Below are 23,909 nucleotides of genomic sequence, written 5' to 3'. Positions count from 1 at the left end.
CTGACACTGGTTATTGTTCCTCATCCGTCTCTTGCCTGGTTCTCACATTCCTACAACTCCTCCCTCCCTCCCTCCCTCCCTCCCTACAACTCCTCCACCATCTCTAATCTAAAGCCGGCTACCAATCCTTTCACTTCCAATCTTTAGCTTCAACGTGATCTATCAACCGTTCATAATTTCTCTTGGGATTTTAAACATGGGATTCCTGGTTAAAGAAAGTAAGATTAATCTTGGTAGATCAGAAAAGAAATAGAGAAAGGGAAATTGAAATACTATGTAGGTTGCAGCGGATGGAAGAGCCCAGAATGGGCCAAGAATTTTTATCCTGCTGAATTGGATTCCATGCATTACCTTTCGTATTATTCTAAACTTTTCAATTTTGTACATCTTGATCTCGGAAAGAGCTTGTTTCCTCCAGGCTCTATTGCTCTAAAAAAATGGGCGAATGAAACTTCGGATGATTTTCGATTCACCATAAAAATTCCGCAAAATCTTATTAACCAAACCATAACATCAGGACAATCTGAATCACTTGGAAAGTTTTTGGAAGATTTACAGGTGTTAAAAGAAAAAATTCTTGTAATCTTATTATCACCACCACCTCAAGTATCATTACAAAATACTGGACGTGCATGGTTAGAGGAAATACTGCGTAAAGTTACTTATCACGGTTTTTCTGTGGCTGTTGATTTTGGGATAAATAATACATGGTACCAAGAATTAACGTACAATATTTTAAGAAGACATAACTCATCTTTTGCTTGGTCACATTCGGGATATCGACATTACTATCCAGCCGTTACTTCTAATTTCATTTTCCTTAATCTTGATAATGCTTCTATCAATAATGACCGAGCTATGAGATGGATAAATCTGATAAAGCAAAAGGAGAAGGAAACAGGTTATCCAAAATATGTCCACAATGTTATTGACTATTCAATTATTGTACTCCGCAACCCTTCCTCGGTTCATCTGATTCAAAATTTGATATTTCCTAAACCCAAAAGTGTTAATTCATCAAAAGATTCACAAAAACCTTCCCCTACTACTCAAATCTGGCCCGGAAAAATTATCTTGCACATTGACATGAATGCTTTTTTTCCAGCCTGTGAAGAACTGAGAGACCCTTCTCTTAAAGGTAAGGCCCATGCAGTAATAATGACTCCCGAAAGAGAAACCAGCTTGATAACCAGAGGAGCCGTTGCCTCTTGTTCATACGAAGCTCGAAAATTTGGCGTTAGATCTGCAATGTCTTTATCAAAAGCCAAGGAGTTGTGTCCTAACCTTATACTAAAGCCTGTAGACAAAGATTACTACAATTCAGTCTCTCAGCAGGTAATGAGACTATTGGAGGAATATGCTGATTCATTGGAACAAACCAGTATCGATGAAGCATACATTGATTGCACCAAAAAAATTTTGCAGTATCAAAAACAGAATTTTTCGGGAGATGATCCAGTCGAACAGAAAAAATTGAAAAATACGCTTGACAATTCTTCAAGGAAATACCACATCCAGGAAGGTTATTCAATCCGGGAATTTGCATTAAATATTAAGGATTCTATCAGGGTACAGTGTAATGGACTAATCTGTTCAATTGGGGTTGCATCAAACAAGTCAGTTTCAAAGATTGCATCTGATTTTCAGAAACCAGATGGTCTCACTATCGTTTATCCTCCAGATACTCTAACGTTTTTGTCCACACTGGCAGTAGATAGAATATCTGGAATCGGAACAAAAACCACCCGTACACTTAAAGACATGGGGATTGAGACCATAGGACAATTATCTAATTCGAATATCCAAAAACTGTCTGATAAATTTGGGAAAAGACAAGCATTGTGGATGTGGCAGATAGCAAATGGCAAAGAGAATGAACCCGTTATACCCAGAGAAAACAACCTGTCCTTAAGTACGGAGGAGACTTTGTTAAAACCCCTAATTGGTAAAAAAGATATTCTAAATATTCTTGTTAATGATATGGCTGATGATATTCATGAACGTGTCAGAAGAAAAGGATACGAGTTTAAAACTGTTGGAATTAAGTTGGTTAGGACGAATTTTTCAATTGAAACTAGAGAAATTACCTTTTCATCATATAAAAAGGATAAAGAAAGTATAACCTCTGTTATGGGGACATTATTGAACAGATTCAGTCTTGATGATGATGACGACAGCTCCGAAGAGTTTAGCAAAGGAGGTATCCATACTACTGGTAGCTTTGATGTAAATTCGATGTATGTAAGAAAACTTGGCATTAAAGTGTCCAATCTGTCAAAAATAGATAGAGATGGAAAAAATCCTCAAAAATCCATAATGGATTTCGTTTAATGTTTTTATTGATATTTTAATCACATTTTGACTGTTCTGTCATTTTTAGGAAAACTCTAAATAGATAAACAGTAAGAAATATCTTATTTTTTGCCTCAAATGCTGGATTGATATTAACATTCTATACACCCTTAAATTTATAAAAACAGCCTTCTAATTATTATTAGCCAATATTTATGATTGCACAATCTTCATTCAACCACAAACATAAAATTATTTATGACAACAGTGTTTTAGAATTTCAAATAATTCGGTCTCAAAGAAGAAGAAAAACTAACGAAATATTGATTGAATATGGTAATGTGTCAGTACGAACTTCAACATCATCATCCCTGAAAGAAATCGAGTCTCTCGTAAGCAAAAAGGCAAAGTGGATATTTCAAAAAATCAAAGAACAAGACAATCCAGATGCATCAATTAACATACCGGTCTATCAAAATAATTCTACTTTACCGTATCTTGGAAAGAACTATGGATTAAGGATTATTGGTCACAATTCGAATCTGTTGAATTTTACTAATGATGGGTTTGTTATTTACACAAATAGAAGGAACGTAAAGCGCATCTATGAACAATGGTTAACTGACATGGCTTATCCAATTATTAGTCCAATAATTGTAAAGTATTCTAAACTTCTAAATGTGTCACCTAAGAAAATATTGCTAAAAAAATTGAAAAGTAGGTGGGGCAGTGCGACATATCGTAATATCATAAATCTTAATATCCATCTTTTAAAGGCTCCTCTCGACGTAATTGAGTATGTGGTATTACATGAACTAAGTCACCTTATTGAAAGAAATCATTCTAAGCGATTCTGGAAAATAGTATCAGACCATATGAGTGATTATAAAATTAAAATAAGATGGCTCAAAGTCAATGGCCCTTATATCATATAAAGACATTCTTTTAATATTAAATATTTCATGTCTGAACTTTTTTGAATGACGTCTTATTATTATCGAAGATTATATGATCATAAGAGTCGCACTCCTACCTGTACTGTTATCTAATGAGTCGTGAGTCGTGTGATGCCAAAGGCTAAATAAATAAAACAGATCTATCAATCAATTGTGTGTTTATGCTAAGGAATTGTATATTTCACACTTTTACAGTTGTCTTTGCACTATTATTTATTCTGTGGTATGTTGAAGTTGAGATAGAACCTGAACTTGCTAGTGGTCAGAATATGGGTCCCGATGCGAGTCTATTTAAGTGTGCTTCATATGTTGGCAAGTTTTATACACTAAACGAGTCTTTAGATTCTGATTTTCAGAACGGTGTAGCAATAAATACCAATAATACTGTTATTAATTTAAATAACTTTTCTATTTTAGGTTCAGGTTACTTGAATCCTTATACTGGCGTTTTGATTTCAAATAAAGAAAATGTTACTTTAGAAGGAAATGGAACAGTTGGACATTTCCAAATTGGAGTTTACATAAATAGCTCCAAAAATGTTGATATATCTACAGTAAATTTCACAGGGAATGAAATTTCCATTTATGTTGCGAATTCTTCAGGAATTCTTGTAGATAATAATCGGTTCTATACTAATACTGCCGGGCTAAAGTTTTACACTATCGATGATTCTGTGATTTCTAATAATGCGTTTGATTCTAACGATATTTCTTCTATTTCTTTGTTTGGTTCTCATGATAATTCAATAAAAGATAATCTTATATCCAGCAGCTTAAACGGAATCTTTGTTGATACCAAAAGTACAAATACTACCATTAATTCAAATCATTTTACAAGAAGCTTTGGTGTAGACATCAACATAGGAAATGGAGGTAAATTTAACGAAATCGATAATTCAATTTCAAATAATACTTGCTCTATAAGTATACCTGAAACATTGTGCAGATAATCCGTTACGATAATCCATATATATTAAATCGACAAATGATTCAAAATTTTTATACCATTTGTGTATAGTAGGTTTCGACTGTATGAGTAATCAAGAGGCCGAAAGGGATGAAATCAAAGACGAGACCCATGAACTACAAGACGACGAGCGTGATATAGAGGAAGAGGAGGAAGAGGAAGAGGAAAATGATATAGATTTTGAAGACGAAGACGATGACGAAGATAAGTCTGAGGAAGAAAATAGTGACTCACAGCCTGATAATGGCTAGCGAATGATAATTATCCGTTCTTTAGCTGTTGTTGAAGGTGCAAGTGCAGGAGTAGGCATAGGCATAGGCATAGGCATAGGCATAGGTGAAGGTGAAGGTGAAGGTGAAGGTGAAGGTGAAGGTGAAGGTGAAGGTGAAGGGTAACCGTCCTAATTGATGAATTCATTTCTTTTATTCTTTTTTGAAATATGATCAGTAATATGATATTTGTTATACCAATAAAGAGCACCAGACATAATTATAAAATCAGCAATGTAAAATAAGTCCCAGGGTAAAGCAGATGCTGAACCGTTTAAGTAATCAATTGTATAGCCTGTATCTGCTATAGCATTTACCAGTAACGATAACGAAGCGAGTACCCAAGGTACCGAATGTTGATAGTCTCTATATATATTAGATAATATGATTATCGAGGGAACAATTAAACATAAATCTAAAATTGGGTATAGTATAGTAACTGCAAAGTTTGACAATTCATCATTTATTTCTGCGACATCAATCTCCCCACCAACTATGAAGGATTTTCGTAAAGGTAGGAAGTCACCAAAATTGACAATAACAGACCCTATGATAATTGCAGAAATAATTGTAATGGTTACAGACAAGTTTCTAATCCTTATTGTTCTAATAATGGATATCAAATGAAGAATAAGAAACAGGTATCCACTGTACCATAGCATATCTAATACAGTTATACGCTCAAATTCGTCTACGTGTAAGACAAAATAAGAGTACAATATTCCCAAGTCTGCTGCAAACCACAATGCAATACCAATAGTTAAGAACAAGTAAGATTTTCCGTGACTACCGGAAATTCCATGTCTTACAACCGCGATTATTCCCAAACCCGTTGCAGTAGCACCTGCTATATTAAGACTAATTATCGCAACCGCATGTTGAAAGTGTTCATCGGGAATTAATATTATAGATAAATCGACAACTATAATGCTCAAAACCATCAAAATTATTAGATACTTTAATGTTTTTTTATAACTTGATTCGTTTGCCAATTTATTTTACGTTAATGCCTTTCATAAATACCTTAATTAATGAACTATTTATCTATTATCTGTGTGATTTTTTTACCTAGTAATGATATGACTTGACTGATCTGGTCAATTAATGAATTCTATATGTCTATGCTGGAACAGAGTGGATTATTATGATTGAAGCAAAAAGCGTTCATGATACTGAACAACCCTGGATTGATTTAGGTACTTCTTTCCTTTGATACAGTGAAAATAGTCCTGAAAATTTATAAAGACGTCGTATGCAAACTTGTTTGATATTTTATACTACATATTTTCTATTTTTTGTCTTTTTTATATATTTATAGAGAACCATGCTACTATAAATTGATATTTTTTGGCTAGTGCGGATAATTTTGGGATAGAAAAGGGAAAGGGTGATGCAGCAATCAAATGGATAAATGAATTTGTCGTTAAAAACAACAAATCGTTTAAAATTTCTATTACAAAAAATCAAATACATACCTTAAATTTTGGAGATTTTGATTTGGTGGAATGGAGTGGTGATTGGAGCATAGCCCGAAACGTCATAAAAAAATCAAGTACAAAATTAAATATCAAGGTAATTGAGGCTGGATATCATAAAAAACATAATATCGTTGAGGCATTTTTTGGAATGAGCCAAGAATTTTGTAAAGTCTATAGCAGTGGAAAATACGTTGGGACATTGATTCTTAAAAGAAAATCGGGCAATTGGATTGTTGACAAGGAAAAGCGTGGATAGCTAATGATCAATTCTTATTTTCGTCATGATTGCAGGCATTATTATTGATATTATCAGGAAGATGTTCTTATTCCTTCATTTGTAATGTTTATGTCTTTATTATTTGCATCGACCTTATCATGCATTATCCACTTTTGGGTCGGGAGAATAATATAGTTTTGTGTAATTGTGAGTTTTAGATCATCAACGTAAAAAATACCACTTACAAGAATTGTTTTTTTATCTAGTATTCTGGATTCAAATACTATTTCACCTTCTTTATCAACAATCAAAACATGTTCAAGATCTGATTTTTTCATTATCAGATCTGGAGAACAATACTTGCATACGTTCTCTACTACTTCAATTATCTTTTTATTGTTGAGATCAACTATATTAACCGAAATAGAAGGATTATGTGAGTCTGATATTTGTTCTAATTTAAACAAAGATTTTTCGTTATACCTTATGCTTCTTGGACTATTTGATATAAAGTTATTACCAATTAATAATGTAAAAGTCATGTTATATGTGTGATCCAATTCGTATCTATTTTATTCTTCTCATTTGGAAATTGCATATACATTTAAAACTGTTCTAATATGCTCAAAGATTGTGTCACTAAAGAGCGATATGGCGATTGGTGTAATTGGATCTGGCATGTTAGGTACTGGAATAATAGAACGATTAATAGAATTAGACACCAAAGTGAATGTTTACGGTAGGAATAAAGCCAAACTCACATATTTCCAGGACAAGGGCGCAAAAATATTTAGGGATGCCCGAACCTTGGCCGAAAAAAGCGATTTAATAATAACCTGTGTTACTAATTTTGAATCATTAAAAGAAATCCTGTTTCAGAATAATGGTGTAATGAAATGTAGTAACAAGGAATTAATCATTGCGGATTGTACAACCGTTAATTCTGATCAATCTTTGTACTGTTCAAATCTTGTAGGGGAGCGGAGCGGATTTACGTTCCTGAGCACTCCAGTGATGGGTGGTCCCAATGACGCAAAAAAGGGGGAACTTATTTCTCTTGTTTCAGGAAATGAAAACTCTTTTAAAGAAATCCGTCATGTTTTAGAAAAAATTTCCAAACACGTATTTTATGTTGGCCAAATCAATGGAGTTTCTAATTCTATAAAATTGGCACTTAATCTAAATATAGCCATAATTACATTGTCCTTGTCTGAGGGATTAATTTTGGCTAAACATAGTGGAATAGATCCAAATCTTTATTTACAAATTCTTAATCTTACAAAGCTTAAAACCGGAATTAGTGAAAGGAAAGGTCAAATGATGATAAATAACGATTATTCACCTTCTTTTTTCCTAAAAAACATGTTAAAAGATATCGATTTAATGATGGATGCATCACAAGATTTACGTTTGTTCCTGCCAATGACCTCCTTATCGCAGCAGCTTTTTAGGGCAGCTAACAATAGTGATGATAGAAAAAATAAAGACTACTCAGTAATCTACCAGTTTTTGGAGGAGCTAAACTCCAAATGAGATTATGTTGTAATAGATGAATAGAGATTGAATTAAGAACTATCCTCACCGAATTTTTGTATTCTCTTTTTTAGATTCATCAAAATAGTGTTCAGGGTGATACCTTTTAAGAGCAGGGTAGTATCTCATTCCTTCTATCTTGTTTCTCTGGATTGTCAGTTTTTACGGGTGTAGGTCACATATTTGTATTGGGAAAGTGAGTAAGGAGTTGTTCTTGTTCTTGTTGTAGTTGTAGTTGTAGTTGTAGTTGTAGTTGTAGTTGTAGTTGTAGTTGTAGTTGTAGTTGTAGTTGTAGTTGTAGTTGTAGTTGTAGTTGTAGTTGTAGTTGTAGTTGTAGTTGTAGTTGTAGTTGTAGTTGTAGTTGTAGTTGTAGTTGTAGTTGTAGTTGTAGTTGTAGTTGTAGTTGTAGTTGTAGTTGTAGTTGTAGTTGTAGTTGTAGTTGTAGTTGTAGTTGTAGTTGTAGTTGTAGTTGTAGTTGTAGTTGTAGTTGTAGTTGTAGTTTGTTGGTTTATCTTCTGTTACTTGTTTTGTTAATTTTAACTCCTGGCTTGATCAGATATTGACCCCTATTATGGCCTATAATACCACTAGCATTTCACACCAGGAATCAATGACAATCTAATATCAAAAAATATCATACCGAATCTTTCTATCCCTCTATACCTAGTTCTCTTCTATTTGACTTTGGAATGATATGTTTGGTATTTTGGATAGTCCAGGTTGAAGGTTCAAATCGATTGGCTCAAAAAATCTGATAGGCATTTGGAAAAGCAAAAGACAGTGTATAGGATACTGGGTCCAAACTCATGTTTTTGTACCATTGTCTGTAAATTCTCCACTAGTACTTATTGCAGATTTGACATACTGACATCAATATGACCTGTTCAATATGGATAAATTATGATATTAGTCATAGCACATAAAAATTCGATCAAAAACTAACGGATAGTTTGTGAAAACCCTGGATTTCTGGAAACTATTAGGAAAACTATATATCATTTAGTCACGCTATTATAGTATATCTTTATGCGAAGTGTTGACAGTAGTGAAGATCCTTTTGTAAAAATTGCATCTCTAATAGGAGGGGAAGAATATCATCATGTTGCCAAAGCACTGTTAAAAACTGAAGATTCAACTGACGAAGAAATAGCTATTGCAACAGGTCTTCGAATAAATATTATTCGAAAAGTTCTATATGATCTTTTTGGAAAAGCTTTGATAACGGGTATCCGCGTTAAAGATGAGAAAAAGGGATGGTTTGTGTATCGATGGAGAGCAAAGAGAGACAATGTAGATAATTTTATTGACAATCAGAAAAAGAAAATATTGGAAAGATTGCAAAATAGACTTGAATATGAAGAATCATCCGAATTTTACTATTGCGGTAATTCTGCTTGTGATAGAATAAAATTTGACTATGCAATAGAGTTATTCTTTAAATGTCCTAATTGTAAAGAACCATTGAATATGGTGGATAACAGCAAATTGAAAGATGCTTTAAGGTATAAGATAGAACAACTTAGTACAGATTCCGTAAAATGACAATTTCTTAATTTGTTTTGATATTTTTATAATATAGTATTATTTCACCATTACTTTTTTTTTGTATTCGTGACAACTTTATTTTTACACTTTCATTTATTGTCTTGTAACCTTCTCCACCCACTAGTGATATCGCCCTTTTCCCACCAATTATTAGTGGAGATATCGTGATTATCATCTCATCAAACAAGTTGTCTTTAATAATAGACCAGTTTATCTCCCCTCCACCTTCGACTAAGACATTTGATATACCCTCCTTTTCTAGTTGATTAAATAATTTTTTCAAATCCACCTTTTCTCTATTGTCTTTTCTCTTATTCTCTCTATTCTCTCTATCCTCTTTTGTTCCTTGGTCTAACACAATTATTTTAAGACCTCTTTCCTCCAATTTTTTCAAATTCTTAGATGGGGCTTTTGAGGTTACCACCAACCTGGTTTCAATTTGATTTGCTGTTTTTACAATTTTGGAATGTAGAGGGATTCTAGCTTTGCTATCTATTATTATGCGAATAGGGTTTTTAGTACCCTTTTTATTCATACCATATCGTATTGTCAATAATGGATCGTCGTTAATAACAGTCGAAATACCTACCAAAATTACATCTGTTTCTCTTCTTAATCCATGAACACGTTTGAGATCCAATACCGATGAAATTTTTGTATCGCCATTAACAGTTGCGATTTTTCCATCAATACTAGTAGCCGCATTTAGTATTATTTTCATTCGTCGCTGAAACCTTTATCTTATTGATGTTTTTTCCAATACAAAATTACCATCAATCATAACCGCTTTTAGTTGTCTCTCGGTGCATCTCTGTACAATTGACATGTGAGGATCATGAATTGGATATAGATCTAAATCATATTTATCAATAAAAAGCAAATCTGCTTGGAATCCCTTTTCAATACTTCCTATATTTAAGTTAAAAATTTTACCACCGTTTACTGTAGCCATTTTTAGTACCTTCTTTGCATCTAGAAACCTGGTATTCTTTTCAACAGCTCTTTGACTCTTTATGAGAAAATCCATTTCTCTAAACATATCTGGAGAATTAAGCATAACATTATCCGTTCCGATACCTAGTTCAAAATCATATTCTAACATTTTTCTTATTGGTGCAAAACCTGTGCCAAGCACTCCATTGGCTCTGGGGCAAATGACTATTTTCTTATTGTTCTGATATAATAATTGCAGGTCCGAGCTGGATGGATTGGTAACATGAATGTATATGTCAGGATTTAACGTATTAACGGTTCTTTCAATTTCAGTCTTTTTGTACTTTTTTACAGATTCCATTACTGCTGTTTCGGCCTCCGCAGCATGTATTGCTACCACTGGCTCCTTCCTATGACCATTCAATTCAGTTTTTTCTCGTTCTCGTTCTTCTTCTCGTTCTTGCTGATATTTTAAAATTATTTTATTATACAATCGTAACATTTCATCAGTATGTTCGTTTGCACCACTAATGCCAAAGCCATCACATTTCTCAATTATTTTACTACCTTGATTAATAATATCATTTTCTTCTATCAGGTTCGACTTCTTTATGATTTGACTCTTTGTCACTGTATCTTTACCATTTTTTAGAGACCTGGGGGAAGTATTTTCATCCTTATAATTTGCATTAAAATCAATCCTTCCTAGTACGATCTTCTTTATGGGTATATTTTCTACAGCATTTTGTATCAGGCTTATACCTTCTAGTCCTCCTTCTCTGAAATCCACAAAGGTAGTTATTCCCTTATGCAGCATTGACATAGCCGCATTTCTAATCATTTGCATTAACTGAGAACTTGGAGTTTTTTCGAGTATTGTCTTTTTAATACCATACTGCGGATGGATTCTTTGATTTAAATCCGAACTAGCTGAGATGTCTTTTCCTATGGAGTCTCCTATGTGAACATGAGAATTTATTAATCCTGGTAGGAGAATAAAGCCCTCTGCATCGATAATGTCTATTTTGTTATTTTTATTGACTGAATTGCTTGTTGTAGTGTCTTTTTTTTCTAGCCTTTTTTCGGAAGTGAATAAATCTTCAATTGTTCCATGTTCGTTAATTAGTATAGATCCATTCTGAACTATTTGTAGTTCCTTACCAAACAAAAGGTCGGCATTTTTTATTAATGATTTTTTCAATTCGATTCAAAAACATTTATTATTTTTCCGCTTTTTCTGTAGGCTCTTATTGAATCCAGTGATTTGGTTGCCATTTCTGCAGCACTTCTTGCGTTAATGCCATTTCCTACACCACAATTAAGCTTAATTCCAGTCGAACTTGTTAAAAAATTAACTATTTCTATTACTTTTTTTATTTGAATATTGTTTTTTGCAACAATCATGAAATTATCTCCACCCAAAAAGAAAGTTAAACTTTCTTCTTTGAGGAATGAATTTGATATTGCTAGATATAACCTTACTATTAAATTTGTGATTTCATAGGTTGAAAGATTTTTTGCTATTGAGGTAGAACCATTGACGTCTATATGTAATATTTTCACGTCATTTTGGTTACTATGATTTTCTAGTTCATTAATTTGTTGGCCCTCATTTACATTGCAATTTTCTTGTAGACCATAAATATTTGGAAAAATCATGTTTTTTGTATCCCTTTTTATGTCTTGTATTGCCTTGTCAGCTTCTAGTGGAGTTTTTCCAGTTCCTATCGTCATTGATATCTTTATGCCTTCATTTTTTTTCGAAAGTCTGTCATGGATTTCTTTATGATCGTGTAAGCTTATTTGATTTGTCACTGCAATAAACTCATCAAATCGGTTGGAAAATACTAATCCGTTTTTAGCAGAAAAACATTCTTGCAAATCTGCATACATTTTTGACTGTAGAATCTGTAATGCATATTCTCTGTCACTGCCTAGGGTTAGGGTCCATGCACCATAACCCTCTAATTTTATTACTGTTAATTGACAAACCACTCTAATCTACTATTTTTATATCGTTGTTTTTCATTTTATTATTTCTTATTTTTCTTAGTCTCTTTGCCATCTCAATGGCAGTATAAACTGCATGATGAGATGTGGGAATTATTCTTGCTTCGGCTTGCTCAAATGTCATATCTGGTCCAGTGATCCCCAAGGATATTGGCTTGTTATATCTTAATGAAAGTTCGCAAAGTAACTTGGCTGTGCTGTTTGCTATTACTCTGTCATGACTGGTATCGCCTTTTATTATTGCCCCCAGGGTCACAACTGCGTCAACGTCCTTTTTTTTAAGAATCTCTTGTACCAAAATGGGCATATCAAATACTCCAGGAACAAAACAAACATAGGTTATTTTTGATGAAAATTCCTTTGCATATTTCTTAGCCTCACTTAGCATGGCAAGGGTTATTTCATTGTTAAATTCTGATACGACAATCCCAATTCTTATTTTCATCTTTGTTTTTCAAATGATTCTGCATATGTTATCAAATCTTTTGCCTCTATGATTACTAGATTGTTTTCCTTTGCATATTCGACTGCATCTTTATATGATAGGGCTTTGTAACTGTGAGGATCTAACATCTCACAAATAGTTGTGACGTTTGTCATATTGGCAATTTTTGTAAGGAAGATTGACATCTCTGTGTGTCCTTTTCTTTCATTAAGTAATCCTTTTGAAGAAATTAATATAGGTACGTGTCCGGGTGTCCTAAAGTTGCTTCGGAACTTTTCAATCGTGGCTTTCTGATCCTTCTGATAATCGCTCAAATCATCACAAATATTTGCTAGTGATGAAATGGTTAAAGCCCTGTCTCGATCAGTTATCCCAGTGTAAGTGTTAATGTGGTTTAGCGTAATAGAAAAAGATGGTCTGTCACCATATGGTGAGCTGTTACTATTAATAGAAGAAATGGTTTGATTCGTGGGTCCAAAAATATTTAGTACATCATAAATAAATGGTAACCCCAATTTTGTGGCTATTTCCTTTGATATTGCAGTGCAGATCAACCCACCAGCATCCTTTCTCATCGTAGCAATATGTTTCGGAGATATGTTTTTAGAAGATACAACCATGTCAACTTCATCTTCACGACCATCATCATCATGAATCAAAACAAAGTTTCCATTTTTTAAAGAAGTTATGGCTTCAGATATCCTTGTCAATTATATTTTTTTATACTTTAATGTTAATATATCTTACTATTTTTCTTGTTGTTACCAGAAAATTGGTAGATATTGGATATATATCTTGACAAAATGTCTACTTCTATGTTAACCGCATCCCCTGTCTTTTTGATTCCCAGTGTTGTGTTCTCCAAAGTATGAGGGATCAGTGCTATTTCAACGATACTTTTTCTAACGGTTACGACAGTAAGACTTATTCCGTCTATTGCTATAGAGCCCTTTTGTGCAATAAGAGGCAATAAATCTTTGTTTAATATTTCTATCTTAATTCTACTTCCAAAGCTCCCTCTTTCTAATTTTTTGATTCTGCCTATGCCATCTATGTGCCCTAGAACAAAGTGTCCTTCCAATTTACCTCCAATGCTTAGGCTCCTTTCGACATTTACTTTGTCTCCTATCTTTAAATCGACAAAATTAGTCCTATTGATGGTTTCATCGATGACTTGAAAAGTGGCTTTGGCATGATTTAACTTTGAAACAGTCAGACATACTCCATTTATTGACACACTATCTCCAATTTTGATATCTTTTGATTCTGGTAAAGCTAGGGTAATTTCAGTGTGGTGATTTGCTTTAATTTCGTTCTTTTTAGTCTTTTTACTTTTGTTTTTTTTGATGTTTTCAATTTCACCTAAATATTCTGTAATTCCGGTAAACACACTTGGTAATAAACTAAAATATAATTTGAAGATTGTTGAGATCCATCATCAGAGCTCTGATGATCTTGATTTATTGCTTTTTACATCGAGTCTAAAATTCTTTTAGCCTGTTTGTAATGTACCGCGTCTATCATCTTTCCTTCTAACTTTACTGCACCTGTGTTATTGTTTTTCGCGCTGTCTAAGGCTTGTACTACTTTCTTTGCCCATTCGATATCCTGGGTTGAAGCACTAAATGCATTGTGTACATGCTCAATTTGGGATGGATGAATGATGCATTTTCCATTATAACCCATCTTTTTACCTAGATCAAGATCTTTTATCAAGCCATTATGATCATGAATGTCTTGCCAGATGGAATCAATAGAGTCTATGCCTGCAGCTCTGGCATCTACAGGTACTTTTGCCCGACCATACATGAAACTAGTAATAGTTTCTATATCCTGATTATCAATTTTCATGTCGTGTAAGAAATCAAAAATACCAAATACCAAAGTGGTAATTCTTTGATCTGATTTAGCTATATTATATGCGTTAACTACTCCTAACGCAGATTCAATTGAAGGAATTATTTTAATGATCCCACTTTGAATGTTTTTTGCGTTCTCTTCTTTTTCAATTATTCTTGAAATTTCTGCTATTTGTTTGTCATCATCTACCTTTGGAATTACAATTGCATCAATTCCTGGGGTAATTACTTTTTTCAAATCCGTAACCATCTGATCTGATGTTGGAGAATTGATTCTTACCGCCAGGATTCGCTCCTTATTAGCATCATCAATCTTGTTAATCGTTTGAATTGCGCTTCTTACACTTTCTCTTGCAGTCTCTTTTTCTTCTTGAGGTACAGAATCTTCTAAATCATAACATATTATGTCTGAATTTATTGTTCTAGACTTTTCTAAAAATCTCTGATTATTTCCAGGAATAAAGATTAGACTTCTTGATCTTCCCACAATTACCAGTATTTACAACTGGATATAAAAAAATTAAAGTTTTTGGGGAGTGGTTAATATCTTTCCTATTTGTTCGGCCCCAGCCATCATTACATGACCTTCCACCATATTTGAAAAAGGCAATGTAGTGGCAATAAGGGGCTTTATTTTATTTTTGCTTACCCAGTAAATTACCTGCTCTAATTCTGCTTTTGTCCCTTGAGTGGAACCAAGCAAGTTGGTACCTTTGAAGAATAAGAATCTCAAATCTAAGGTGGAATCATAGCCTGTTGTAGCTCCTGTAGCAACGAGTGTGCCTCCCATTTTTAACAGGCTAACTTCTTGAGGGAAAACGTTTTTTCCAATGTGCTCAAACACCACATCTACACCTTCTTTCTTGGTAATTTCTCTTACTTTTTTATTCCAATCAGCCTCTCTATGGTTTACAACGTTGTCTGCGCCAAGTTCCAGACATTTATCCATTTTTTGTTGATTTCCTGCTGTAGCAATGACATTACAATTATACAACTTTGCTATTTGAATACCTGCCATTCCTACACCACTTGTTCCACCCATTATCAATACCGTTTGACCTGGAATTATTCTTGCCCGTCCAACAAGCATGTGCCATGCTGTCATTCCTACCATTGAAATGGCCGCAGCATCCTCAAATGAGACATTTTCTGGTAGTTTTGCCACATTTACTTCTGGCAGGTGTGTGTATTGAGCAAAACCTCCCCACAGTGGACCTGTTTGAAATCCCCATATGTTTCTATCTTTACAATCATACTCTCTTCCTGCTGTACATTGTTCACATATTCTACAGCTCATATTAGAATGAGATACGACTCTGTCGCCAACCTTGAACTTTGATACATCCTCTCCTATCTCAACTACCGTTCCTGCAACATCACTTCCTGATATGTGAGGAAGCGGTGTTTTAACCGGCTCTCCCCATATTGCCCATAAGTCGTTATAATTATAAGATGCCGACTCAACTTTTATCAAAACTTCATTTGCTTTTATTTTTGGTACGTCGATGTCTTCAATTTTTACTACTTTAGTAGGATCTTTGTTATACTCTCTAAATACAGCTGCCTTCATGGGGAGAAGATATTTTAAAAGCTTAATATAGTTAACTCAAAACCAGAGGTTACTAAATAATAACCTTTAAAACCTAAACAAAAAATATAGAATTTATTACAAATCTTACGTTATCTTCTATTGATTTTAAAGTCCCTTTTTGGTTGTTGAATTGTAGAAAGTATTTGTTTTAATTCATCGTCTGTTATTGCTCTGTTTAATCTTCCAGTAGTAGCTGCATTTAATAGGTAATTTTCAACAGCTGAAGCAAGTTCTGGCTTGACCATCTTCACATTCATAAGTCTTTGTCTTGCCTCGACATCCAATAACATAGATAGGGCTTTTTGCTTCATTGCCTCAGCTTCAGCCTGTTGCCTTCTAATTTCATCATCAGAAGGCTGATGAGATTGTGGGGGGGGCCCAGACATGCCAGATCCTCTATGCGTATCTTTCTAAATCTTTATTAAGTTTAGATATCTCTTTGAAAATTTCAGTGGCTAGTCTGTCAACTCTTTTCATACCTTCGCTTGATATTGATCTGCCTTTGCTCTTTTTTTCTACATATCCTGAAGCTTCTAATTGTTGTAAGGCATTTCTAATGATTGCGCCACCGGCATCTTTATGGTGATCTAAATTATATCCGATTCTTTTTCTTCCTCCATAATAACTTTTTAAATCCGATATTCCTATTGGGCCATGTAAGTACACCTTTCTTACTAAAGATGCACATCTGGTATACCACCAGTCTCTGTTTTGAGGAATTTTTTCTGCATGAGTACCGGTTTTTACATAACTGGCCCATTCTGGTGGATTTATTTTCTTATCTTTTTTAAGTTGATCTGATAATTTTGATATCAAGTCATCTGCTGGAACATCAAAAACCTTTGCCATTTAATATTACAAATTTCTTTCATTAATTTTCCCTTATAATCCTTATTCTTTATCTTGCTAGCTGCATACCCAAAAAAATAAAATATCAGGTTTGGTTGGGTTTTTCAATAATTTTTCTATAAGTGTGGCCACATAGTTTGCAGGTTATCCTTAATGCCTTTGTATTCGATCTACCTGTCCTAATGATTGAATCCCTACCTGGAATGATAAATTTTTTACAATGCTTACAAAAAAGAATCTTATATTCAAAAGGTATTTTTAGTTTATACTTTAGGATAATTTTTTTAGCAATTACAATATGGTGATCAGAGAATTCATCTCTTGAATATAGTGCTCTATCAATCAAAATCTTTACTCTTTGCATTGCTATTTGTTTTAATGCACTCTTCTTCATGACATACCTTTTTGTGATTGACTTGCTGTTTGTTGCATTATATATCTTTAAATAATGATTATTTCCCCTTAAATCCGTATCATTTGTTAAATTTGATCATAGCAGATACTTCTCTTGAAATTATACCTATCAATGTTTTCAAACATCAATCCCTTAAAAAAATCCGTAATAGTGGAAAAAAGCCAGAAGAAATCTTGTTAGACAGATCTCTCCACCATTTTGCTATGATGTCTGCTAAATTGGATGAGGATTATAAGAGGGGGAGGCCTGATATTCTTCACATTGCATTGCTTAATGCATTAGCTACGCCTCTATACATACAAAACCATCTTAGGGTGTTTATTCATACGTTTGATAACAACGTTATTTTAGTAGGGAAGAATGTGAGATTTCCCAAGTCTTATTTTCGATTCGAGGGTCTGATGTTAAATCTTTTTAGAGATAAGAAAATAGTTTCAGAAGACGGACAGTTGTTATTAGAACTTCGACCTAATACTAATTTTGGAGATCTACTAAAGGTGTTTGTTAAGCCTGAAATAGTTTTGGGTTTTTCAACTACTGGTACTTTTAAGCGCCTTGAATCGATAGGTGCTGATCTGGCCTCATATTCAAATGGATGTGTTGTTATAGGCGGCTTCCCAAAGGGACATTTTTCCAAAAACATTGAATCCTATTTTGACAAAAAGTTATCCGTCTCAGACATGGGATTAGAATCCCAGATAGTTATCTCTCGATTATTATATGAATTTGAAAAAAATATTCTAGTCTAAAAAAATTTTATGGGCTTATCTAGCCCTTCTGGCCATTGATGCGATTGCATAAACTAGACCGATCCCTAAACCGACTGCTAACGGTACCCAAACTCCAAAAGCTTCAGGGTTTATCACAACTTGTAAGAACTGCAACATTGAGGGTTATAGATCATGGATGTATATAAGGTTTGTATGCCTTGTAATTTGTTCTCAATACGACATTGTTGAACAGGAAGCAATCGATATATTACGCATTTATCTTGTAAACGGACATAATCTTTTTAGTTTACTTGCCAAATCGTGGATTCTAATTAGATATGTATATTTACTTTAAATTACCCTATCGAACTGATTTTATATATGAAGATGCAGAAAGAGCTGCGCAAATTTTGTCCAAAATGTAAAACTCATACTACTCAAGCTGTTTCTACTTATAAAAAGGGTAAAGATAGAAAAGGCGCTCAGGGTGCCAGGCGTCACGCAGAAGATAAAAAAGGCTATGGTGGCCAAAAATTCCCTGAATTAAAAAGGACTGCAAAGACTACTAAAAAAGTAACCCTGAGATATACTTGCAAAACTTGTCAAAGAAAGACGATGAAACAGGGGATGCGAATTAGGAAATTGGAGATCCAAGCTTAGTTGGAGTGAATGATTGTGAAAAAACATAACATTATGATCCCAAAACCTCGTAGTCACTTTGTAAAAGTTGAATGCGATTCATGCAAAAATATTAAAGTCCTGTATACTTTCAGTACAAAACCTATATCATGTCCGTCTTGTAATGCTGAACTATTGATAAATACCGGCGGCCAGGCTGAAATATTGGGCAATATTTTGGAAACTTTGGATTAATCATGCTTGATGATGGCAACAAACTTACAATCCAATAAATTTTTCTGCTTTTTTCAAGTCGCCAACAGTGTTTATGTTATAAACCAATTCCAGGTTATTCATTATCATTGGTACTTCTCTGATTTGGTCTATTTGCTCCAATGCTGTAATAGTATGAAAATCTAATACCGAAATCCCAGTGTAACAATAATCAACTTTACTCATTTCTGTTACGAAAGGTGAGGGAATGAAATTATTCTGAACAAACAAATTCTTGTCTACCACTATTGCGATACTGGGACTACTCTGATACAAATCTGTGATTTCGTCTATGGTTTTGGATGATATCAACGGAAGATCAATAGGTAAAAACAAAATTTTATTATTACCAAAATCTTGAATTCTATTTTTTTCTTTGTTTTCCTTATCTTTGAAGAATTGGAGTACTACTAGGTAATCATTTGAAAATCCGCTACCAGTTGTCTCTATCAGTGTTATATCATTACTGTATCTACTTTTTAGGAAGTCTTTTGTTTTTTCTGTATTCTTACTCACTGCAGCATATATCTTGAATTTCTTTTTTGAATTCTGTACTGCATCTATCATATGTTCTATCAGTGATCTATTCTTTAATTCTAATAGTGGTTTTTCTACTTTGACTGTTGGATCTGTATTTAGTCTACTTCCTTTTCCTCCACACATTAGAACGCAACTAATCATTTCTCTTTTTTTGTCAATTTGATTTTGTTGATTTAACAACTAATAAAATTTGCTCCATAATCATGACACTCTTTCATTGAATTCCCAGTTAATTTTATTATTCTTACTATCTTGATATTTTTTCAGGTAACTAATAAATCCATCCATTTATTATATTTTTAATTCGTTAAATTTCCACTTCATGCATATCCTTATTCGATGGATTGTAGTTGATCTAAATATTACTATCTACATATGCTTTCCTGTATTAGATTTAATAAAATAAATATTGGCTAGAGTTTTATTCTCTTATTTTATTTATAGAATCCACCTGTATTTTGATCTGCAAAAAAAATTTTCAAATTTTCATGACAAAGATAAGAGTGAACACAGTCTTACTAGCTCATTTGTCGCTCCCATTACATCTCCAGTAATTCCTCCGAAGTTCTTTTTTGAAATATAAATGACTATAAAGCAACAAATAATTCCTACAATAAATATTTGTAATCCAATTACACTCATATTTGAAATCAAAACGATCAAAACTATCAAAAATATAGTAATTATTGTTGCTATTGCTATTTTCTTTTTTGATTTCATATTTTTTGTAAACAATGAACTATATCCCTCCCAAGCTGATTCACAATAATGCGATTGCAATACCATAGAATATTTCGACATGATTTCAGAGAGAATTATTGCAACCATTAATCTATCCAAACTTGTGATTGAAGAAATTGCTATTACCATTCCAATAACATATCCTGAAATCGCTACGGTTCCAGCTGCTCCAATTCTTGGGTCATGCATTACGTTGTATTTCTTTTCTTTGTTTCCTCTTACCATGATACCATCGGCAAAATCTGCGAGGGCGTCAGTATGATGGATGCCTGTTAAGACTATTATAAATATTGTTACTATGAATGCCGATACAAATTGATTAAATAAATAAAAGGAAATTAATACCACAGGAATAGTTAAAAGTCCTATTAATAGTCCAATAAAAGGGAACAGGAACATTTTTTTTGAAATATTATCTAAACTGTCACTCTTACCAAATTTTCCTATCGGTATTATTGTTAAAAATGATATGATTTCTAGGATGCTCTTAAATACCAAATAATATTGTCCACCAATCAAAATAGTTCAAAATCATGATAATAGGAATTAAAAAACTGAATATAAATATCAGTGTCGCTATCTTGGTTATTTTTATTGATGTTTTGCATTTTTGGATAGTAAGTTGTTCTTTCATATCTCCTAATTTATAATGATCAATCTTCTCTAACTGAATATTCAATCCTCCAGCCATAATTGACATAGGTACACCTGCATTGAAACTTTCGGTATTTTGGTAGTCTCTTTTACATATTTTAATGGAGTTTTTCCAATCTTGCCCGGAAACCATCATGGAGACGATCAAAAAAACCGGTGATAATCGTGCAGGTATGGCATTTATTATGGTATCAAGTTTAGCTGACATCCATCCCACTTTATTATGATATTCATCCTTGTAACCGATCATGGAATCTAATGTGTTAATGGTTCTATACATCATAGAACCTGGAACGCTCAAAAGACCATAATAGAATAGGGGCGAGAGTATACCATCGACAAAGCTTTCAGCTACACATTCGATACAAGCTGATATAATTCGGGCCTCTGATAGATTTTGTGTGTCTCTGCTGACAATTTTTGATAAATTTCTGCGGGCTTCATCCAAATTATTTCTGTCCAATTCCACCAAGATCTCTTTGATATGATGGTCCATAGCTCTTATCGAAAATGTTGTTTTTAACAATGTTGCCGACACTATGACAAAAAAAATGGTACCCAGCAAAAAAAGTGATTGCATGCTAACGTAATAAACTACCAAACTAACCGTGGCTGTTAATCCTATTGCTAATATCGATCCCATTACCTTTTCAAAATTGTCTTTATCTTTCCTATATCTGGAAGCATTCTTTATCATTTTAGTAAAGAAGTTTATAATTCTGCCAATCATTACAACAGGGTGTATCCTATTTGGTGGTTCGCCTAAGATGATGTCTATCAAAATCGCAACAAATATGATTGATATGATTTCTGTTACGATTTCAAGGGGCATGGCTTGATTCTTTTATCCAATTATTTTTTTTAGGATATGATCCATGTTGATTGATGATTCTACTTTTTCTGCAAACCTACTAATCTCTTTGTCTATGTCTATGTCTGACTGGTCTGTCGCCTCTTGATGATCGTTTGTCTTGTCGTTTTTCTTGATTGACTGTGGATATGTTCTCTTGTTTTTGTTTTCCCTTTCTCTTTCCCTTTCCTTCTGACCTTGCCTTATTTCATTGTCATTGCTATCTCTGTCAAGGGAGTCCTCTTTAGGTATATTGTGATCTATTTTAGGAATGATACCTAAAAATGGTTTTGATATTTTTGACTCGATCTTTTTTATTGCGGGGAATAATATTGTATTGTCTCCACGAAATTTGTTAATAATAATTCCTTTTACTAATCGTTGATGTGATGGATTTAGCAGCATCATTGTTCCTAAAATGCTAGCAAAACATCCTCCACGCTCAATATCTGAAACCAAGATTACTGGTGCATTTACTTTTTTTGCAAAAATCATGTTGGCAACGTCATATTTTTGTATATTTATTTCAGCAGGTGAGCCTGCTCCTTCCAATATTATTATTTCGTATTTCCTTCTTAATTCTCCAAATGCGTCTAAAGCTATTCTCAAACCTTTATCGAGAACAAAATCTGAATAGTAATCTTTAGCTTCCATTACCGACAAGAATTCACCGTTTGTATATATTCTGCTCTTGCTGTTACCTATGGGTTTTAATAATATTGGATTCATGTTAGAGTCAGGAGTTGCTCTACATGCCAGAGCTTGAATCGCTTGAGCATTTGCTATCACTTTATCTGTATTTTCTATTTTATATGTAAATGAGGACATGTTTTGGGACTTGAAGGGAGCTACTTTGAATCCCTTGTTGGTCAAAATTCTGCACAGTGCAGTAACAAGCATACTTTTGCCAGCTCCCGAAGACGTCCCCTGAATCATTAACAGCCTTGATTTCAAATTGCTTCTTCCAACGATTCTAAAAGGACATTATTCTCTTTTGGAGTTTTGATGGCTACTCTAATAAATTTGTCATTCATACTTCTAAAACTCTTGCAATCTCTCACGAGGATTCCGTTCTTTGTTAATAATTTGCTGGTTAGTTCTGTGGATGTTTTCTCATTTAGTATTTCAACCAAGTAAAAATTGACATCAGTTGAGATCGCCCTTATTTTTCTGTTTTTTTTAATTAATTTGAAAACTCTTTTCTTTTCATAAATGTTGTTTTTCCTTGCGGCTTTAATGTAAGATTTGTCTTTTAGTGCTTCTATGGCTGCAATCTGGGCTAACCCATTTACATTCCAGCTAATCAAGTTGTTATTTAATTTTTGAATATTCTCTTTGGTTGATAGCGCATAGCCTACTCTTAAACCTGCTAGGCCGAATGTTTTTGTAAGCGATCTCAAGATCACCAAATTATTGGAATCTCTTATTTGATTAATAAAATAGTTATTGTCTTTTTCCTTTTTGATATCGGTAAATTCGATGAAGGATTCATCTAAAAGGATGTGGATCTTTTTATCAATCTTTTCTAGTATTTCTAATATTTCTTTTCTGAAAAATTTTCCTGTAGGATTATTTGGATTACATAAGAATACTGATCCTATTTCATTGTCCGGATTATTTGTTAGCTTTACAATGGAATCTGAATCAATTTGAAAGTTATTGTCAAGAGGTGGTACAAAAACTAATTTTGATTTCCTGCGTTTTGCAGCAAGCTCATATTCACAAAAGGTGGGTGTTGGAATCAGTGTTTTTTTTCGGGTAAAGGCAGCGGCGAAATAATGTATTAATTCTGTAGCGCCATTTCCCGTTATTAAATTCTCATTTGCATCAAGATCGATTTCACTATCGATATATTCTATTATCTTTTTTTTCAATTCAGAGCATTTTGGATCTGGATAAAAATAGGCGAGTTTAATGTTTGCTTTTAATTTTTCAGAAACTTCCTTGGAAATTCCAAGAGGATTTATGTTTGAACTAAAATCTATTTTTATATTCTCTTGATTATTTACAGAATAGATTCCACCATGAGCACAATGTTGTAAAGTCGTTTCAATCAGATGATTTCTTATTTTTTTTTTTGGGATGAAAAGATCTTTTCACCTATTGTATAATAGTCTTAGTTTTTTTACGTTTTAAAAAGGATTATTAATTGTTTTATTTCTAA

At 33.4% G+C, this 23,909-nt stretch carries 30 protein-coding genes; 11 read left to right on the top strand and 19 right to left on the bottom strand.

The features are described 5' to 3' along the window. The first annotated feature begins 264 nt into the window (after positions 1–264). From NMY3_RS16580 to NMY3_RS16560, 5 genes are all read left to right on the top strand, one after another. Positions 265–2,331 (top strand): DUF72 domain-containing protein, encoded by a 2,067-nt coding sequence (locus NMY3_RS16580; protein ID WP_196816907.1) that lies wholly within the window; start codon positions 265–267, stop codon positions 2,329–2,331. Positions 2,332–2,507: 176 nt separating this feature from the next. Beyond that, positions 2,508–3,227 carry a M48 family metallopeptidase gene (locus tag NMY3_RS16575; protein WP_196816906.1) on the top strand — a complete coding sequence of 240 codons (720 nt, stop codon included), beginning with the start codon at positions 2,508–2,510 and terminating at the stop codon, positions 3,225–3,227. A 182-nt stretch (positions 3,228–3,409) separates the two neighbouring features. Beyond that, positions 3,410–4,198, top strand: a complete 789-nt coding sequence (locus NMY3_RS16570; protein ID WP_196816905.1) for a right-handed parallel beta-helix repeat-containing protein — start codon at positions 3,410–3,412, stop codon at positions 4,196–4,198. Positions 4,199–4,280: 82 nt separating this feature from the next. Beyond that, positions 4,281–4,466, top strand: a complete 186-nt coding sequence (locus NMY3_RS16565; protein WP_196816904.1) for a hypothetical protein — start codon at positions 4,281–4,283, stop codon at positions 4,464–4,466. A 3-nt stretch (positions 4,467–4,469) separates the two neighbouring features. Next, positions 4,470–4,610: a hypothetical protein gene (locus NMY3_RS16560; protein ID WP_196816903.1), complete on the top strand. Its 141-nt coding sequence runs from the start codon at positions 4,470–4,472 to the stop codon at positions 4,608–4,610. Positions 4,611–4,615: 5 nt separating this feature from the next. Here NMY3_RS16560 and NMY3_RS16555 read toward each other — a convergent pair whose 3' ends face one another. Continuing rightward, positions 4,616–5,476 carry a hypothetical protein gene (locus NMY3_RS16555; RefSeq protein ID WP_196816902.1) on the bottom strand — a complete coding sequence of 287 codons (861 nt, stop codon included), beginning with the start codon at positions 5,474–5,476 and terminating at the stop codon, positions 4,616–4,618. A gap of 355 nt (positions 5,477–5,831) precedes the next feature. On the opposite strand from NMY3_RS16555, the gene NMY3_RS16550 reads away from it, so the two are divergent. Next, positions 5,832–6,218: a hypothetical protein gene (locus tag NMY3_RS16550; protein WP_196816901.1), complete on the top strand. Its 387-nt coding sequence runs from the start codon at positions 5,832–5,834 to the stop codon at positions 6,216–6,218. A gap of 53 nt (positions 6,219–6,271) precedes the next feature. Here the strand turns inward: NMY3_RS16550 and NMY3_RS16545 are convergent, their stop codons facing one another. Continuing rightward, the gene (locus NMY3_RS16545) at positions 6,272–6,721 is read right to left on the bottom strand and encodes a hypothetical protein (RefSeq protein ID WP_196816900.1); all 450 of its coding nucleotides are present in this window, start codon (positions 6,719–6,721) and stop codon (positions 6,272–6,274) included. Between the two features lie 91 nt (positions 6,722–6,812). On the opposite strand from NMY3_RS16545, the gene NMY3_RS16540 reads away from it, so the two are divergent. Continuing rightward, a complete protein-coding gene (locus NMY3_RS16540) occupies positions 6,813–7,712 on the top strand; it encodes an NAD(P)-dependent oxidoreductase (RefSeq protein ID WP_196816899.1) in 900 nt (299 codons plus the stop codon). A gap of 1,026 nt (positions 7,713–8,738) precedes the next feature. After that, on the top strand, positions 8,739–9,254 hold the full coding sequence (locus tag NMY3_RS16535; protein WP_196816898.1) for a transcription factor: 516 nt from the start codon (positions 8,739–8,741) through the stop codon (positions 9,252–9,254). A 7-nt stretch (positions 9,255–9,261) separates the two neighbouring features. On the opposite strand, the gene NMY3_RS16530 is transcribed toward NMY3_RS16535, so the two are convergent. The 11 genes from NMY3_RS16530 to NMY3_RS16480 all read right to left on the bottom strand — a co-directional run bounded on the left by NMY3_RS16530 (position 9,262) and on the right by NMY3_RS16480 (position 17,338). After that, positions 9,262–9,978: a dihydrofolate reductase family protein gene (locus NMY3_RS16530; RefSeq protein ID WP_196816897.1), complete on the bottom strand. Its 717-nt coding sequence runs from the start codon at positions 9,976–9,978 to the stop codon at positions 9,262–9,264. A gap of 15 nt (positions 9,979–9,993) precedes the next feature. Beyond that, positions 9,994–11,391, bottom strand: a complete 1,398-nt coding sequence (locus NMY3_RS16525) for an amidohydrolase family protein (RefSeq protein ID WP_196816896.1) — start codon at positions 11,389–11,391, stop codon at positions 9,994–9,996. Beyond that, positions 11,388–12,185, bottom strand: coding sequence for a GTP cyclohydrolase IIa (locus NMY3_RS16520; protein ID WP_196816895.1), 798 nt, complete (start codon positions 12,183–12,185; stop codon positions 11,388–11,390). Before NMY3_RS16520 ends, NMY3_RS16525 begins: the two co-directional genes overlap by 4 nt. A 1-nt stretch (position 12,186) precedes the next feature. After that, positions 12,187–12,645: a 6,7-dimethyl-8-ribityllumazine synthase gene (gene ribH, locus NMY3_RS16515; RefSeq protein WP_196816894.1), complete on the bottom strand. Its 459-nt coding sequence runs from the start codon at positions 12,643–12,645 to the stop codon at positions 12,187–12,189. Continuing rightward, a complete protein-coding gene (gene ribB, locus NMY3_RS16510; RefSeq protein ID WP_231100146.1) occupies positions 12,642–13,355 on the bottom strand; it encodes a 3,4-dihydroxy-2-butanone-4-phosphate synthase in 714 nt (237 codons plus the stop codon). Before ribB ends, ribH begins: the two co-directional genes overlap by 4 nt. Before the next feature lie 23 nt (positions 13,356–13,378). Next, complete coding sequence (locus NMY3_RS16505) at positions 13,379–14,035, bottom strand: riboflavin synthase (protein ID WP_196816893.1); 657 nt, start codon at positions 14,033–14,035, stop codon at positions 13,379–13,381. A gap of 80 nt (positions 14,036–14,115) precedes the next feature. Further along, positions 14,116–14,991, bottom strand: a complete 876-nt coding sequence (locus NMY3_RS16500) for an HpcH/HpaI aldolase/citrate lyase family protein (RefSeq protein ID WP_196816892.1) — start codon at positions 14,989–14,991, stop codon at positions 14,116–14,118. 33 nt (positions 14,992–15,024) lie between these two features. Then, positions 15,025–16,074 carry a zinc-binding dehydrogenase gene (locus NMY3_RS16495; RefSeq protein WP_196816891.1) on the bottom strand — a complete coding sequence of 350 codons (1,050 nt, stop codon included), beginning with the start codon at positions 16,072–16,074 and terminating at the stop codon, positions 15,025–15,027. Between the two features lie 110 nt (positions 16,075–16,184). Further along, positions 16,185–16,481, bottom strand: coding sequence for a DNA-binding protein (locus NMY3_RS16490; RefSeq protein ID WP_196816890.1), 297 nt, complete (start codon positions 16,479–16,481; stop codon positions 16,185–16,187). Between the two features lie 10 nt (positions 16,482–16,491). Then, complete coding sequence (locus tag NMY3_RS16485) at positions 16,492–16,944, bottom strand: 30S ribosomal protein S19e (protein ID WP_196816889.1); 453 nt, start codon at positions 16,942–16,944, stop codon at positions 16,492–16,494. Positions 16,945–17,029: 85 nt separating this feature from the next. Further along, on the bottom strand, positions 17,030–17,338 hold the full coding sequence (locus NMY3_RS16480; RefSeq protein ID WP_196816888.1) for a ribonuclease P protein component 4: 309 nt from the start codon (positions 17,336–17,338) through the stop codon (positions 17,030–17,032). An 83-nt stretch (positions 17,339–17,421) separates the two neighbouring features. On the opposite strand from NMY3_RS16480, the gene NMY3_RS16475 reads away from it, so the two are divergent. Beyond that, positions 17,422–18,108: a ribosome biogenesis protein gene (locus NMY3_RS16475; protein WP_231100145.1), complete on the top strand. Its 687-nt coding sequence runs from the start codon at positions 17,422–17,424 to the stop codon at positions 18,106–18,108. 15 nt (positions 18,109–18,123) lie between these two features. On the opposite strand, the gene NMY3_RS16950 is transcribed toward NMY3_RS16475, so the two are convergent. Next, on the bottom strand, positions 18,124–18,246 hold the full coding sequence (locus NMY3_RS16950; protein WP_257719993.1) for a hypothetical protein: 123 nt from the start codon (positions 18,244–18,246) through the stop codon (positions 18,124–18,126). A gap of 210 nt (positions 18,247–18,456) precedes the next feature. Between NMY3_RS16950 and NMY3_RS16470 the strand changes: the two genes are divergently transcribed. After that, complete coding sequence (locus tag NMY3_RS16470; RefSeq protein WP_231100144.1) at positions 18,457–18,729, top strand: 50S ribosomal protein L44e; 273 nt, start codon at positions 18,457–18,459, stop codon at positions 18,727–18,729. 15 nt (positions 18,730–18,744) lie between these two features. Then, on the top strand, positions 18,745–18,942 hold the full coding sequence (locus NMY3_RS16465; RefSeq protein ID WP_196816885.1) for a 30S ribosomal protein S27e: 198 nt from the start codon (positions 18,745–18,747) through the stop codon (positions 18,940–18,942). A gap of 24 nt (positions 18,943–18,966) precedes the next feature. On the opposite strand, the gene NMY3_RS16460 is transcribed toward NMY3_RS16465, so the two are convergent. The 5 genes from NMY3_RS16460 to NMY3_RS16440 all read right to left on the bottom strand — a co-directional run bounded on the left by NMY3_RS16460 (position 18,967) and on the right by NMY3_RS16440 (position 23,730). Next, positions 18,967–19,680, bottom strand: coding sequence for an NTP transferase domain-containing protein (locus NMY3_RS16460; protein ID WP_196816884.1), 714 nt, complete (start codon positions 19,678–19,680; stop codon positions 18,967–18,969). A gap of 306 nt (positions 19,681–19,986) precedes the next feature. Further along, entirely contained in the window at positions 19,987–20,739 is a 753-nt protein-coding gene (gene cobS, locus NMY3_RS16455; RefSeq protein WP_196816883.1) for an adenosylcobinamide-GDP ribazoletransferase, read from the bottom strand. After that, on the bottom strand, positions 20,729–21,727 hold the full coding sequence (locus NMY3_RS16450) for a cobalamin biosynthesis protein (RefSeq protein ID WP_196816882.1): 999 nt from the start codon (positions 21,725–21,727) through the stop codon (positions 20,729–20,731). Before NMY3_RS16450 ends, cobS begins: the two co-directional genes overlap by 11 nt. Before the next feature lie 12 nt (positions 21,728–21,739). Then, positions 21,740–22,699, bottom strand: a complete 960-nt coding sequence (locus NMY3_RS16445) for a cobyric acid synthase (protein WP_196816881.1) — start codon at positions 22,697–22,699, stop codon at positions 21,740–21,742. Then, positions 22,696–23,730: a pyridoxal phosphate-dependent aminotransferase gene (locus NMY3_RS16440; protein WP_257720036.1), complete on the bottom strand. Its 1,035-nt coding sequence runs from the start codon at positions 23,728–23,730 to the stop codon at positions 22,696–22,698. The genes NMY3_RS16445 and NMY3_RS16440 overlap by 4 nt, the downstream gene beginning before the upstream one ends. Positions 23,731–23,909 lie beyond the last annotated feature (179 nt).

It is taken from the genome of Candidatus Nitrosocosmicus oleophilus (assembly GCF_000802205.1).
Classification (GTDB): Archaea; Thermoproteota; Nitrososphaeria; order Nitrososphaerales; family Nitrososphaeraceae; genus Nitrosocosmicus; species Nitrosocosmicus oleophilus.
This window is presented reverse-complemented; position numbering and strand designations above follow the sequence as displayed.

Excerpts from the sequence above, each read along its gene's own strand:
- NMY3_RS16575 (WP_196816906.1), top strand. The coding sequence starts at position 2,508 with ATGATTGCACAATCTTCATTCAACCACAAACATAAAATTATTTATGAC.
- NMY3_RS16570 (WP_196816905.1), top strand. The coding sequence starts at position 3,410 with ATGCTAAGGAATTGTATATTTCACACTTTTACAGTTGTCTTTGCACTA.
- NMY3_RS16565 (WP_196816904.1), top strand. The coding sequence starts at position 4,281 with ATGAGTAATCAAGAGGCCGAAAGGGATGAAATCAAAGACGAGACCCAT.
- NMY3_RS16560 (WP_196816903.1), top strand. The coding sequence starts at position 4,470 with ATGATAATTATCCGTTCTTTAGCTGTTGTTGAAGGTGCAAGTGCAGGA.
- NMY3_RS16545 (WP_196816900.1), bottom strand. The coding sequence starts at position 6,721 with ATGACTTTTACATTATTAATTGGTAATAACTTTATATCAAATAGTCCA.
- NMY3_RS16535 (WP_196816898.1), top strand. The coding sequence starts at position 8,739 with ATGCGAAGTGTTGACAGTAGTGAAGATCCTTTTGTAAAAATTGCATCT.
- NMY3_RS16530 (WP_196816897.1), bottom strand. The coding sequence starts at position 9,978 with ATGAAAATAATACTAAATGCGGCTACTAGTATTGATGGAAAAATCGCA.
- ribH (WP_196816894.1), bottom strand. The coding sequence starts at position 12,645 with ATGAAAATAAGAATTGGGATTGTCGTATCAGAATTTAACAATGAAATA.
- NMY3_RS16495 (WP_196816891.1), bottom strand. The coding sequence starts at position 16,074 with ATGAAGGCAGCTGTATTTAGAGAGTATAACAAAGATCCTACTAAAGTA.
- NMY3_RS16490 (WP_196816890.1), bottom strand. The coding sequence starts at position 16,481 with ATGTCTGGGCCCCCCCCACAATCTCATCAGCCTTCTGATGATGAAATT.
- NMY3_RS16485 (WP_196816889.1), bottom strand. The coding sequence starts at position 16,944 with ATGGCAAAGGTTTTTGATGTTCCAGCAGATGACTTGATATCAAAATTA.
- NMY3_RS16480 (WP_196816888.1), bottom strand. The coding sequence starts at position 17,338 with ATGAAGAAGAGTGCATTAAAACAAATAGCAATGCAAAGAGTAAAGATT.
- NMY3_RS16950 (WP_257719993.1), bottom strand. The coding sequence starts at position 18,246 with ATGTTGCAGTTCTTACAAGTTGTGATAAACCCTGAAGCTTTTGGAGTT.
- NMY3_RS16470 (WP_231100144.1), top strand. The coding sequence starts at position 18,457 with ATGCAGAAAGAGCTGCGCAAATTTTGTCCAAAATGTAAAACTCATACT.
- NMY3_RS16450 (WP_196816882.1), bottom strand. The coding sequence starts at position 21,727 with ATGCCCCTTGAAATCGTAACAGAAATCATATCAATCATATTTGTTGCG.